This window comes from Desertivirga arenae, assembly GCF_017355785.1.
GTDB lineage: Bacteria > Bacteroidota > Bacteroidia > Sphingobacteriales > Sphingobacteriaceae > Desertivirga > Desertivirga arenae.
Window position 1 is genome coordinate 25,488 of sequence record NZ_JAFEWE010000021.1, and the last position, 13,337, is coordinate 38,824.

General features: G+C 39.8%; 14 protein-coding genes. 5 read left to right on the forward strand and 9 right to left on the reverse strand.

The features are described from left to right. Positions 1-33 precede the first annotated feature (33 nt). Positions 34-1,239, forward strand: coding sequence for a GTPase HflX (hflX, locus tag J4N24_RS24390; protein WP_207536356.1), 1,206 nt, complete (start codon positions 34-36; stop codon positions 1,237-1,239). 156 nt (positions 1,240-1,395) lie between these two features. Beyond that, positions 1,396-1,770, forward strand: a complete 375-nt coding sequence (gene rbfA / locus J4N24_RS24395) for a 30S ribosome-binding factor RbfA (protein ID WP_207536357.1) — start codon at positions 1,396-1,398, stop codon at positions 1,768-1,770. Between the two features lie 99 nt (positions 1,771-1,869). Here rbfA and J4N24_RS24400 read toward each other — a convergent pair whose 3' ends face one another. From J4N24_RS24400 to J4N24_RS24410, 3 genes are all read right to left on the reverse strand, one after another. Next, positions 1,870-3,159 (reverse strand): thioredoxin family protein, encoded by a 1,290-nt coding sequence (locus J4N24_RS24400; protein ID WP_207536358.1) that lies wholly within the window; start codon positions 3,157-3,159, stop codon positions 1,870-1,872. A gap of 239 nt (positions 3,160-3,398) precedes the next feature. Beyond that, on the reverse strand, positions 3,399-4,244 hold the full coding sequence (locus tag J4N24_RS24405; RefSeq protein ID WP_207536359.1) for an anti-sigma factor: 846 nt from the start codon (positions 4,242-4,244) through the stop codon (positions 3,399-3,401). Positions 4,245-4,246: 2 nt separating this feature from the next. Next, on the reverse strand, positions 4,247-4,798 hold the full coding sequence (locus tag J4N24_RS24410; RefSeq protein ID WP_207536360.1) for an RNA polymerase sigma factor: 552 nt from the start codon (positions 4,796-4,798) through the stop codon (positions 4,247-4,249). Positions 4,799-5,034: 236 nt separating this feature from the next. Between J4N24_RS24410 and J4N24_RS24415 the strand changes: the two genes are divergently transcribed. Both J4N24_RS24415 and J4N24_RS24420 read left to right on the forward strand, forming a co-directional pair. After that, complete coding sequence (locus tag J4N24_RS24415) at positions 5,035-5,742, forward strand: ferritin-like domain-containing protein (protein ID WP_207536361.1); 708 nt, start codon at positions 5,035-5,037, stop codon at positions 5,740-5,742. Between the two features lie 11 nt (positions 5,743-5,753). Beyond that, positions 5,754-6,587: a ferritin-like domain-containing protein gene (locus J4N24_RS24420; protein WP_207536362.1), complete on the forward strand. Its 834-nt coding sequence runs from the start codon at positions 5,754-5,756 to the stop codon at positions 6,585-6,587. Positions 6,588-6,636: 49 nt separating this feature from the next. On the opposite strand, the gene J4N24_RS24425 is transcribed toward J4N24_RS24420, so the two are convergent. Continuing rightward, positions 6,637-6,972 (reverse strand): tRNA-binding protein, encoded by a 336-nt coding sequence (locus J4N24_RS24425; protein ID WP_207536363.1) that lies wholly within the window; start codon positions 6,970-6,972, stop codon positions 6,637-6,639. A gap of 141 nt (positions 6,973-7,113) precedes the next feature. On the opposite strand from J4N24_RS24425, the gene J4N24_RS24430 reads away from it, so the two are divergent. Beyond that, complete coding sequence (locus tag J4N24_RS24430) at positions 7,114-10,014, forward strand: DEAD/DEAH box helicase (RefSeq protein ID WP_207536364.1); 2,901 nt, start codon at positions 7,114-7,116, stop codon at positions 10,012-10,014. On the opposite strand, the gene aat is transcribed toward J4N24_RS24430, so the two are convergent. The 5 genes from aat to J4N24_RS24455 all read right to left on the reverse strand — a co-directional run bounded on the left by aat (position 10,011) and on the right by J4N24_RS24455 (position 13,337). Beyond that, a complete protein-coding gene (gene aat / locus J4N24_RS24435) occupies positions 10,011-10,643 on the reverse strand; it encodes a leucyl/phenylalanyl-tRNA--protein transferase (RefSeq protein ID WP_207536365.1) in 633 nt (210 codons plus the stop codon). The two genes, J4N24_RS24430 and aat, sit on opposite strands and share 4 nt — an antisense overlap. A gap of 30 nt (positions 10,644-10,673) precedes the next feature. Continuing rightward, positions 10,674-11,351, reverse strand: coding sequence for a TonB family protein (locus J4N24_RS24440; RefSeq protein WP_207536366.1), 678 nt, complete (start codon positions 11,349-11,351; stop codon positions 10,674-10,676). A gap of 89 nt (positions 11,352-11,440) precedes the next feature. Continuing rightward, the gene (locus J4N24_RS24445; RefSeq protein ID WP_207536367.1) at positions 11,441-12,388 is read right to left on the reverse strand and encodes a hypothetical protein; all 948 of its coding nucleotides are present in this window, start codon (positions 12,386-12,388) and stop codon (positions 11,441-11,443) included. 437 nt (positions 12,389-12,825) lie between these two features. Beyond that, positions 12,826-13,020, reverse strand: a complete 195-nt coding sequence (locus J4N24_RS24450) for a DUF6358 family protein (protein ID WP_207536368.1) — start codon at positions 13,018-13,020, stop codon at positions 12,826-12,828. Continuing rightward, entirely contained in the window at positions 13,020-13,337 is a 318-nt protein-coding gene (locus J4N24_RS24455; protein ID WP_207536369.1) for a rhodanese-like domain-containing protein, read from the reverse strand. The genes J4N24_RS24450 and J4N24_RS24455 overlap by 1 nt, the downstream gene beginning before the upstream one ends.

Below are 13,337 nucleotides of genomic sequence, written 5' to 3' on the forward strand. Positions count from 1 at the left end.
AATCCTATTATCCTTATCACTGTTTAAATATACATGGGTAGACAAAAATTTTTTGATACAGCCATAAAGCCAGAGCGAGCAGTTCTGGTAGGAATAATAACTCCAGACGAGTCAGAAGAAAAAGAGAAAGAATATCTGGAGGAACTGGAATTTCTGGTAGATACTGCCGGAGGTGTTACAGAGAAATGGTTCACACAGAAACTATTAAGAGCAGACAGAGCTACATTTGTAGGTACCGGTAAACTCGAAGAAATAAAGGCTTACGTAAAGTCAGAAGAAATTGATATTGTAGTTTTTGATGATGAGCTTTCACCTTCTCAATTGCGTAATATCGAGAAAGAACTAGAGGTTAAGATACTAGACCGTAGTAATCTTATCCTTGATATTTTTGCCCGTCGTGCTCAAACTGCTCAAGCCAAAACGCAGGTAGAGCTGGCCCAGCTTCAATATCTTCTTCCCCGCCTTACCCGAATGTGGACCCACTTGGAAAGACAAAAGGGAGGTATCGGTATGCGCGGTCCTGGAGAAAGTCAGATAGAGACCGACCGCCGTATAATACAAGACAAGATTGCATTATTGAAAGAGCGTTTAACTATTATCGATAAACAAAACGCAACTCAACGCAAAAACCGTGGACAGTTGGTAAGAACGGCATTAGTTGGATACACTAACGTTGGGAAATCCACCATCATGAACATGATATCCAAATCTGAAGTGTTTGCCGAAAATAAGCTTTTTGCTACGTTGGATACTACAGTTCGTAAGGTGGTGATCGAAAATTTGCCATTTCTTCTTTCAGATACGGTCGGATTCATAAGGAAGTTACCCCATCATTTGGTCGAGTGCTTCAAATCAACCCTTGACGAGGTTCGTGAGGCGGATATTCTAATTCACGTAGTTGATATATCTCATCCAACGTTTGAAGATCATATTCGTGCAGTGAATGATACCTTAAAGGATTTGGGAGCAATAGACAAGCCTGTTATTACCGTATTTAACAAGATCGATGCTTACAAACCCGAAGGTAGAGAGGAAGGACAGCCAGTAAGTCTTGAGGAATTTAAAAGTACCTGGATGAGCAAGCATAATATGCCAGCAGTCTTTATTTCAGCCCTTGAGAAAGAAAACGTGGAGGAATTCAGATCACTTTTATACGAGAAAGTTAAAGCAATACATCAGCAAAGATATCCCTACGACAAATTATTATATCCTGATATCGAGGGCCAGGAAACAGAATAAACTCCACCTTTTTTAAAGATGGTATTTATCCACAAAAGAATAGAGGAGGCAATCATTTGTCTCCTTTTATATATACTTTAACAAAAAGGAGCAGGATGATGAATTCGAAAGCAACATTCGGCTCCAAATTCTCAAACCATTAAATGTTATTTCATTATGGAATCTAAACGTCAACAGAAGTTTGCAGGGGTAATACAGAAAGATTTAGCAGAGATCTTTCAACGTGAAGGAATGAGATATCTTCCTAATACTCTTGTAACTATTACTAAGGTAAGAGTTACTCCAGATCTAGCCCTTGCCCGCGTTTTTCTAAGCTTTTTCAACAATCAAAATACCTCTCTTTCATTAAATACTATTAAATCTCACTCAAACGAGATAAGATATAAATTAGGTAGTCGTATTAAAGATCAGGTGAGGGTAATACCTCAGCTAGAGTTCTTTGTTGATGATACTAATGAGTATGTAGAGCGAATGGATAAGATCTTTGATAAGATTAGTAAAGAGCCCCGGCAACCAGATCCGGAGGAGTAAAAAATGAAAAGGCACTCCAACGTGCCTTTTTTAATGTTCCTTAGTCTTTGTTTAAATTAAGCCTAACCTAATTGTAGCTGGTCCCTTTATTGAACTTCTTCAATTATCCCAGGTTCTTTCACCCTTCTTCATTTTATTTAATACCTTATGCAGTTCTCCATTTTCATTTTTTTCACCTGAAAGCCTTACTGCCTCGGCTTCCAGGGCAATTGCCTCTTGTTTTTTTCCTATTTTGTAAAGCAGGTTTGCATAGGTGTCCATAAACATAACTTCTCTCGCACTTGATCCTTCCAATGTTTTTTTGGACCAGGCAAGAGCATAGTTCAGCGATTTCTGATCGCTGTTTTTCTGGAAGATCTTCCATGCTACATTGTTAAGTTCATACTTGCTTACCTTTTCTGGATATTTTAAAAAGTACTCGTTGAAAACCTCGCAAAACTTAGCACTTTGGTCTGTCCAGTTGTAGTATGTCTTCTTGGCAGTTAGGAGAAGCTCTGTTGTATATTGAGGATAGGTTGAATTCAGGTCTTTTTCTATTATATCCCAATCAACGTCTTTTTTTACCTCTCCGGCAAATACCATCATTGCTCCATTTTGCTGTGGAGGACTTGTCCTTAGTTTTGGATATACATTTTCCTTAAGTATAATTGATTTAACGATTCCTTCACTGGCTCCCTTACCCAATACAGAGTCGGCTGCATTGGAATTATTCAAAAAAAAGGTGAAGCCGGCATCGGTACTTGATGAAGTTGCAAAAGGTAATAACTTAATAACCTCAGGTTTTGTCAAGTCAGGTTGAGTTGAGAAGTAGTCTTTCGCAACTACAGGAATAAAACCGCTGTCATATGCTTGTCTGGCAGCATTAATGAGTTTATAAAGGAAGTCTGGATCTTTTTTCCCAGCCTCATACTGGCGCTTCAATCCGTAGTATTGCCTGTCAGAATTTAATGCGTCCTTACCCTTGGCAATAAACTCTGAAGCAGGAGAAGAACCTACTGCCCTGTGCACCAATACACCATCAGAATTTAAAAATATATAAGTTGGATAAGCATTAATTTGGTAATCGTTTCCGATTTTTCTTGCGGCGCTGTACCATCTTCTGGTTTCCTCACTATCAGTTTTAGTTGAGTCCATTTGAACCTTGACATTAATGAAATTTAAATTGTAGAATTCTCCTACCTCTTTTAATGGAAAAACTTCTTTAGCCATCTGCTTACAAGGGCCACACCAGGTAGTAAAAGCATCAATAAAAATATATTTCTTCTCAGCCTTTGCTTTAGCCTTAATTTCTTCCCAGTTCTGGTTGTGTGCAAATTGAATTCCTGTGATTTCTTGTGAAAATCCTGAGGTTACAAAAAAGAGTAAGATGAGAGATAGGAGCTTTGTCATAGCTATAGGTTTTAAATGCGTTTTTCTACAATTAAGAAGATGTAATAGGTTTATATAAATGAAAGAAATTTTTCTTATAAAAACAAAACTATTAACGTATTAATTGAAGGGCAAATGTTATTACTAGGCAGGAAAGCAGTCAAGTTATTTTGATCCTTCGTTTTGGACTCCTGCTCGTGAAGGTTATTATTTATTCTAGCCACTCAAAGGCCAGATAAAAAGGAAATGGAGCTTGTTTATTATATACTTCCCATTACTATCATTTCATCCATAGTAGGATTTATACTTCCGCCTCTTGGCTCCAAAGTAACTGCAAAAGCTTGTGCGTTCTTTAGATTTTTCATTTTGATCATACCTGTGCTGTCTGCTTTCATGTCAAACACACCTAAGTCAACGGGTTTTCCGTCTACCAGGGCCCATAACTGGTACTGGTGCTTCTCGTCAGTGGCAGGCATTCTCAAAGAGGCTAGGTCAATCATTACCATTTCCTTTCTTGGACTAAAAGCAACCATCATTTTTGCTTCAGGAGCTTTTGGAAGGCCTTTTAATTCTACCATTTTAAACTCCTTAGGATTCTGATAAACATCCAAGGTATGTTTTACGTCTGATAGCTCTTTTTCTATATAATTTGCCCGGCTACTGAACTTCTGGTTACTGCTTTCGAGAATAGCTATTCGTTGATGTGATTCATTAAGTTGACTCCTCAAATTAACAATTGCCACGGTGCTCAACAACAGTAGAGCTACGGAAGCTGCAAAGGCATACTTATATACATTACTATTACCAGTAGTTCGTTCTGTTGCAGCAGGTAATACTTTAACTGGGGTTTCCTCTTTAAAGACAGTCTCTGTCCCTTGTTTAAAATCCAGAGTACCTAAAACTCGTTCCCTCACATTTTCCCTGGGTTCGAAAGAATGTTTCTCTGCGTATTTTTCTAATGCTTTTTCTATCTCATCAAGCTCATATCGTAACTCAGGATGCTTTTGGAGCATCAATTCAACCTCCTGCCTTTCGCCCGGAGACATGTCCCCTAAAGCGTAAAGCTCCAACACACCACTTTCGATATATGCTTTTAAATCTTCCACTTCTAATTAAATAACTTCCTCAGCGTATTAATTGCTAATCTAACTCTGGTCTTGACTGTACCCAAAGGTATCCCTAATTCTTCAGAAGCCTCAGAATGAGTATAACCTTTAAAATAAACTAGATCAAGAACTGCCTTCGACTCGGGTTTTAACTTATCAACCATTTCTTTAACACCTAGGGTCTCAGGGTTTAAAGTTGTATTGCGCTGATCATCAATTAAATTTACGGAATTTTCGAGATCCTGGTTTTTACTGTTATTACGAAAATCCTTAGATCTTAATTTGTCAACTGCTAAATTCCGGGCAATATTAACCATCCAGGTAAAAAGCCTTCCTTTCGTCTCGTCGAATGAATCAATAGAGTTCCAGATCTTAACGAAAGTTTCCTGCAATAAGTCTTGCCCAAGCTCCTCATCCTGTATTACCCGTAAAATAACACCAAATAAAGATGCGGAATACATATCATATAGTGCCTCTGCTCCTATCCGCTCTTTATCCCGAATAGCTTTGATCAGATCAGCTTCTGGTAATGATATCTTGTGTTTTTTGCTCAATGCTTATAAAAGTTTGCTTTTGACGTCAGCAGTATGCGAATGTCGGTTATTTTTTTTCAGAATCTCTATAAAAAGATTCAAAAAATATTTGAAGTGATTATCCTGCTATTGGAGCCTTTCCTCATTCCATTCCTGGATAAATAAAATTTTCAAAAAAAATTACTATTTCTCTTAACACCGAAATCCAGCCTAAGTTTTTCACCGTAAGTCAATTAAAAATAACCGATCCACTCAATATGAAAAATTTTAAACAAACAGAGGAGATGGCTTTTCTGAACGGTTCGGAAGAGCTACTGGATGCCCGGATGCAAAGGCGTTCCTTTTTGAAGTTTGCAGGCGCTGGAGCAGCAGGAATGGCGCTTGTAGCAGCGGGCTGTAAAAAGGACAATGATAACGATAATGGCATTCGTTTAGGTGAAGGCGACGTTGGTATCTTAAACTATGCCTATGCATTGGAACAATTGGAAGCCGCATTTTATACAAAGGTGGCAGCTACTCCTAATACAGGTCTAAGCTCTGCCGAAGCAGCCCTCTTTGTCGACATTAGAGATCATGAAATTGCTCACCGTGAATTCTTCAAAGCTGCATTGAAAGATAAAGCCATTGGTTCTTTAGAAGTCGATTTTAGCTCAATTAATTTCACCAGCAGAGATAGTATACTTGCCACAGCAAAAGCTTTCGAAGATTTAGGAGTTTCTGCCTATAATGGTGCTGGTAGATTGATCGAGAACGCAACGTATCTGCTGTTAGCCGGTAAAATTGTATCGGTAGAAGCAAGACATGCCGCTTTAATCCGCGACTTAATCTCCAACGGCAGCTTCGCTGATTCTTCAGTGGTAGATAGCAACGGTCTGGACTTATCCAGAAGCCCGGGTCAGGTTCTGGCCATAGCAAAAACCTATATCAAAACCGAGATCAGTTTAACAGGATTACCTAACTACTAATTTGAAAAGCCATGAATTTTCTAAACATATTAGATGAAATTGAGAAAATAGATGCAGACCTGACAGAGCGTTTGAGTCCCCGCAGAAAAGCTATACAAGCATTAACCGGATTTGGAGGAAAAGTGGCTTTAGCCAGTCTTCCCTTTGCATTGGGGTCAATGTTTAAAAAGGCCTATGGCCAAACTTCAACAACATCTCAAATTGTAGATGTACTTCAGTTCGCTCTAACCCTTGAATACCTTGAAGCAGAGTTTTATACAAGGGGTGTAAGTACTGCAACATTTGCTATTCCTTCAGATGCTGCCCGGGGAGCATTAACAACTATACGTGATCATGAGAATGCACATGTTAATTTCTTAAAAAGTACTATTAGTTCTTTAGGTGCAACACCTGTAGCGAAGCCAACTTTTGATTTTACTGCTCGTGGTACATTTCCTACGGTCTTTACTAATTATGATACATTTTTAGCGGTAGCTCAAGCGTTTGAAGATACGGGGGTGAGAGCTTATAAAGGCCAGGCGGGTAATTTACTTGGATCAAATGCAGTTCTTACTGCCGCTTTAAACATTCACTCCGTAGAGGCGCGCCATGCTTCACATATCCGTCAAATGCGTAAGGCTCGTGGAGCTTCTGTGAAACCATGGATAACCTCTAACGATACAGGAGGCATTGGGTCTGCTGTTCAAGCAATATATAATGGAGAAGAGCTTGATACCCAGGCAGACGTAAAAATCACCGGAATAGCAGGTATGAGTATTTCTGCAGCAGCAGCAACAGAATCGTTTGATGAGCCGCTAACCAAAAATCAGGTGCTCGCTATCGTTACTCCGTTTATAGTAGCATAAGTGAGGGATGATGTATAGTTTGGGGCAGCTGCAATTGTAGCTGCCCTTTTTATATAAGTTTAGCACCATTCGGTACCGGCCGTTCTAGGGCCGCAAGTACAATATTCCCATTTTCGTCGGCAAACCCGGTAACTAAAAACTCAGACATGAACTTTCCTATCTGTTTCTTTGGAAAGTTTATCACGCCGATTATTTGTCTTCCGGTCAACTCTTCTTTACTGTAATGTTTGGTGATCTGAGCACTGCTCCACTTTATTCCAAACTCCCCAAAATCCACTTTTACTTTGTAAGCTGGCTTCCGGGCTTCCGGAAAGTCCAATACTTCAAGAATAGTCCCTACCCTTAGTTCAACTTTCTCAAAATCTGCCCAATTTATTTCCTCCATTCTAATTACATAAATGAAAGCGCAATTTGCAATTGTTTACCAAAATGTCAAAAGCTGTTTTTCAATTTTGAATTACTCCATATTCTATCTAAGTTTAGAGTTTTTTAAGTATTAACTTCTACCTTATTTTTTGCTTTTTTAATGTTACGTGTAGATAGTTCGAAGCCTTGTAAGTTAGTTTATTCTTTATGCCAGCACGAGTTTCTGGGTTTTTTGATTGAGCCTCATGTAGTTCAGTTAAATCCTGACGGCGGTTTTTCATTAACCTATCAAAGGCTGTTTTCAACTACTGCTAACGAATTTGCTTCTATTCTTGATGATACAGATAAGAAGCTCATTAAACTTTTGGAAGAGACGGAGCAAGGGAGTATTATAAAAAGGTATTATAAAAAGCCTATACGCCCAATCGTTTACTTTTTAAAAATATTTGATGATAAGCTTTTTTCAGTTATTCGGCCAAAGATTGAAAAACGGCTTATTGAAGCATTGAGCCTTCTTGGAGATAAGCCTTTATATTTAATGAGTAAGGAAGGTTGGCCTGTAGAACGCAAGCTAGCGATAGCTTCAGAGCCTGCCACGGTTCTCTTTCATTTCAGAAGAAGTGAGGAAGAAACCCGGTACTTTCCTACTATTAAGTATCAGGGATTGCGGATCGAATTTATGTTCCGGGATGCCCAGGTGGTTTGTAACCAGCCTGCTCGTTTGCTGCTTGAAGATGTTCTCTATCATTTTGAAGGAGATCTTGAGGGGAAAAAACTTCAGCCCTTTTTAAATAAGCGTTACATTTCCATTCCTAAAGCATCAGAGAAAAACTACTTCGAACGTTTTGTAGCTCCGCTAATTGAGAAGCACCATGTTTACGCGGAGGGCTTTACCATCAACACCGAAAAGTTTGATGCCCGGCCTATATTGAAAGTGGTTTATGTTGAAGGTGGAATATCGCAATTGCAGCTCTATTTCAAATATGACCATTATGTATTTGCTGCCGGTAGTGAGAGTAAGGTTTCGGTAAGGATGGAAAAGAACGGGGACGATTATATCTTCCACCGGATAAAGCGATCTACCAATTGGGAAAAAATCAAATTAGATGAGCTGTTGGCCAGAGGCTTAAAAACTACTTCATCGCTTTTCGTTACCCTCGAGCCAGGACAAAGCAGTTTGGCAGAACAAGATGCTTCGTTTTCTATAATTGACTGGCTGAATGAAAATCATGATGAGCTGGTGGCTATGGGATTTGAATTTGAACAACCAGAAGGGGGCAAGCGGTTTATATTTGGTACTAATAAGATTAATCTTGAAGTGACTGAAAGCAATGATTGGTTCGATCTGAATGCTATTGTTTATTTCGGCACTCATCGGATACCTTTCATTGATTTAAGAAATCATATTCTTAACCGGATCCGGGAGTTTATTCTTCCGTCTGGAGAAATAGCCGTTATTCCAGAAGTCTGGTTTACCCAATATGGCAACCTTTTAAGCTTTGCTGAAAAAGGTGATGAAGGTTTGAAGCTTAAGAAGCACCATTTAGGTCTTCTGGCTGATTTTGCCAATAGTGAATTAGCTAGCATTACTATTGACAGGAAATTACAGCAGTTAACGAACTTCGAGCAGATTGAAGAAGCGGATTCACCAAGAGATTTTAAAGGAACATTAAGACCCTATCAGAAGGCCGGGTATAACTGGTTCCATTTCTTACGGAAATTTAATTTTGGAGGATGCCTTGCAGACGATATGGGATTAGGTAAAACCGTGCAAACGCTTTCTCTACTTCAAAAGGTAAAAGAAGAAAATGCAGATAAAGGTACTTTTGTAACCTCTCTTATCGTCATGCCGACATCCCTGATTTATAATTGGATGAAGGAGGCTGAGAAGTTTGCCCCAACTCTTAAGATCATGGCACACACCGGAAGTTCGCGGTCGAAAGATATCTCTACGTTTGCCCGTTACGATGTCGTGTTCTCTACTTACGGAGTTGCCCGTGTAGATGCAGAAATGTTATCGGGTCTCTTTTTCCATTATATTATTCTGGATGAAAGCCAGAATATAAAGAACCCCTCATCCAAAGCCTATAAGGCTGTAAAGCAACTCAAGTCTCAGCATAAGTTGATCCTCAGCGGAACGCCGGTTGAAAATTCGGTGAATGACCTTTGGGCACAGATGTCATTTATCAATCCCGGGCTTTTAGGATCTCAGCATTTCTTTCAGGAGACCTTTGTAACGCCCATCGAAAAGAAAAAAGACGAAGAAAAAGCCCGGAGGCTACAAGCCCTTATAAAGCCATTTATTCTGCGAAGAACAAAAGACCAGGTGGCAACCGAGTTGCCAGCTAAGTCTGAGCAGGTGTTCTATTGCAGCATGAGTGAAGATCAATTGGATTACTACGAGAAGATCAAATCTGAATATCGTAATGACCTGTTGCAGGCCCTGGAAGATGGAACGTTTGCCAAATCGCAGGTCCAGGTATTGCAGGGATTAACAAAGCTTCGCCAGATAGCAAACCATCCGGCCATGCTCGACAAGGATTATGAGGGCGAATCAGGCAAGTTCGAAAGTGTGGTCAATACTTTAGAGAGTGTTCTGGCCGAAGATCACAAGGTACTTGTCTTCTCTCAGTTTGTAAAGCAGCTCGACATTTATCGTAATTACTTCGATGAGCGGGGTGTGAAATATTCTTACCTTGACGGTTCTACCCAAAACCGTGGAGATATCGTTCAGGAATTTCAGGAGAACGGAGCTATCAAGCTTTTCCTGATCTCCTTGAAAGCAGGTGGTGTTGGATTGAATTTAACAGAAGCAGATTATGTGTTTCTCCTCGATCCATGGTGGAATCCGGCTGTAGAACAACAGGCAATAGATCGTGCCCATCGTATCGGTCAGAAAAAAAGCGTCTTCATTTATAAATTCATTACCAAGGATACGGTAGAAGAAAAGATCCTTGCGTTACAGAATAGAAAGCGCCTAGTGGCAGAGTCGCTCATTACTACGGAAGAAAGTTTTGTAAAGTCATTAACGGCTGACGATATCAGAGACATCCTTAATTAGGAATTTAAGAAAGCCATATACTGCTCTCTGCTGATAAATTCTGCTCCCATACTCTCCAGGTGCTCTGTATGCACCTGGCAGTCTATCAATTGATAGCCCTTATGTTGGCACATCCAGATCAGTGCTGATTTAGAAGCGTTGCTTATCCTGGAGAACATACTTTCTCCACAAAACACCTTTCCTACCCTTACCCCGTAGAGACCACCAACAAGTTCATTGTTAAACCAAACTTCTACAGAATGTGCAAAGCCTGCCTTATGAAGTTTATTGTAGGCTTCCTGCATTTCCTGCAAGATCCAGGTCCCGTCTTGGCCTTCTCTTTCAGCCTCAGCACAAGCCATAATAACTTTTGAGAAAGCCCTGTCTTCGGTAATGGTAAACTTACCCGACTTCAAAACTTGTTTCATGCTCTTGCTCACTTTGACCCTATCTGGAAATAATACAAATCGTTCGTGCGGAGAGTACCACAAGATTGGAGTTTCTTCGGAATACCATGGGAAAATACCAAGATGGTAGGCTTGGAGAAGTCGTTCTTCAGTTAGATCTCCACCCACTGCCAGTAAGCCGTCTTCTTCTGCCAGCTCTACAGGTGGAAATTGAATATCATCGTCATTAAGGCGAAAGATCATTGAATGTTAGCAATGTTTGAATTGGAAGCCTCATCTTTTACAGTTTTCTGCAATTTGCTTATCAGCCTTGTTGCTTCCCAAATTTTTTACAAAGGTAAAATCTTCGCACGCACCTTCCTTATCACCTTGTTTCAATTTCTGATTTGCCTGACGAATAAGCCTGTCTAGAAATTTCTCGTCAAATCCCAGTTGTTCCTTTATTTCGATGATTCTTGCTTCATCATCCGAACTGTAATTACCTTCATTCTTGCGCTGGTAATAGTTCGTTACTACCTTCGTCAAATCTTCATGAGCCCTATAGGCAGCAATTGCCTCCTTGATTTCATCAGCTGACTTAGCTTCACAATTATATTCCCGCAAAGAAAAATTAATTGGAATAGTTAGAAATTGCGTCGTATCAAAACTTGTAGGTACTACCCATTTTCCGGAAGTTAAACGTGTTACCCTAAGGGCCTCGTCATCGAGGTCAATGCCCATTCCTTTAGTAACTTTCGATTCAATAATCCTTCCCTTTTTATTTAAACGAAAGCTTATCTGGATAGTACCCTGCAAGCAATTAAACTTAGAGTATTCAGGATAGATGATCGATCTGCTGATTAAACTGTTTAAGCTGGCCGCTCCTCCCTTAAATTCAGGGATATCCTCTCGCCGAATATTAAGAAGAGAGAGTAGAGCGGTAAGCAGTACCAGTAAATAGTTGATGATCATGACCTAATATACTAATAAACTTAAGATTCTCATAAAAGAGTTTCTTACACGCTGTTACTAGTCAACCTCCGATTCTTAGTAATGATCGTCTATTTTCTAAGACTAAAATCCCCTTTTGGCAGTTCTTCCTCCATACCCGGTATTGGAGGTTGCTCCCTTACCTTATTGGCTATGCTTTTGCCCTGCTTTTTCCATAGATCCTTAAACTTAGCTTGGATCTCAGGACCAGAATAACTTAATGGATTTATGGGTACTTCTCCCACAACAGCCTTTTCCTTTTCCAGTCTGTTGGTGTTTTCTGGCTCTTCCTGTGCAGGAGCCTGCCATCCGCCAATTATTCCACCCGGACTCCAGGCTTTATTATTAACCCGTGTATAGCCATCAAAAGAATCGCAGTTGTAAGCGTAAATAAACATGCCAAGCAAAACCAGGCGGCCTTGAGGGATTGACTGAAGAACCTCTATTTCACCACCTTCAAATCCTTTTCCCTTCTCTATTTTGATTTCTTTATTACTTAGGTAGCTTGCAAGGGAAGTTTTGAAATTGAAAGATATGGCCATCAACCGGATTACATAATGACTTCTAGCAGGTCCGCGGAGATCATTGTCGGTAAACGCGGGAATATTAACCAGTATCCTTCCATCTTCAGTTAATCTAACCTGTGGTTTTACTCTCAGACAATCCTCCAGCGTGGAATTTTTATTAAACTGAAAACCTGAAAACATATCAGGATCGCCATCATGAATATCTCTTTCGCCTCTGCGCTTATGGGTAGCAGTTTTTATACTTTTTAAAGTTAGTGCGGTAAGGCGATTAGCCATTCCGCCGTCATTTGCTTTGTAACCAGGAAAAAATACAGCCCGAAAACTTGCTGCAGTGGTAGCAGCCAGTCCGAACTCCAGACTTGCTTCTCTGCTGGCGAGGCTTTGCTTAACTTTTGAAGGCTTGATTTGTGCAATCTGCATTCCCCGGTAAGAACGGTACAAGATATTGTCTACGGGGCCGTGCAAAATTCCTTTCTTATCAACGATAGCCATAAGGTCTGAATTATAGAGTGAAACAATGTTCGAGCAATATAAAAGCTATTGTCAAAAGAAAAAATGTTTCAAATCACATTTGGGTTTTAACCGCAGTAACACCTGATTATCCCCCGGCTTTATATGTTCGCTGTCTTTTCCCTGCTTAACTTCGGGATAAATCCACATCTACTGATAAAAAGGTGGACTCATCAGGGATATATGGAGGATAAAAGATGCAGACATACAAAGGCAGGGCAAAAGAGAACTAAAAGAGGTTTTAGCGTTGCATACTATTAGATGGAAGATTTATAGGAACTTATTAAGAAAGGTAGAGGTGTCAAGATAACGACGTTCAGCTGCAGTTGAATACTTTAGCTGTGGAATAACAATTTCCGGATTTAGGTAGACAAAAAGGAGCAATGTTTCAGCATTGCCCCCTCTCTGATTTAAATCAATTACTTCTTTTTCGATCTCGCATATTCTTTAACCTGCTTGATCAATCTTAATTTGAAATAAACGATTAAAGCAATAGCCGCGGCGAATGTTGCTACTACTAAATAATTAGTATGCTTAATTCCCCATACAAGGCATAAGCCAAAAGCAAATATTGCAAGGTTATAAACAACGTTTAAAATGATCTTCCCAGTCATTAGTAAACTGGCATATTTGGATCATACTTATCTTTCCAGGCTAAAATTCCACCCTCCAAGTTGTACAAATTATCGTATCCCAATTGTTGCTCCAATTGCATAATTGCTGCAGCACTCCTTTTTCCGCTACGGCACTGTACAATTACAGGCTTGTCTGTAGCAATTTTATCAGATTCAATCAGAATTCCTGCTAATGGAATATTTTCGCCTCCCAGGTTTGATACCTCGTACTCAAACGTTTCGCGTACGTCGATCAGTTGAAAGTCTTCACCGTTATCTATTTTCTGCTTTAATTCTTCTACTGTAATTTCGTTCAT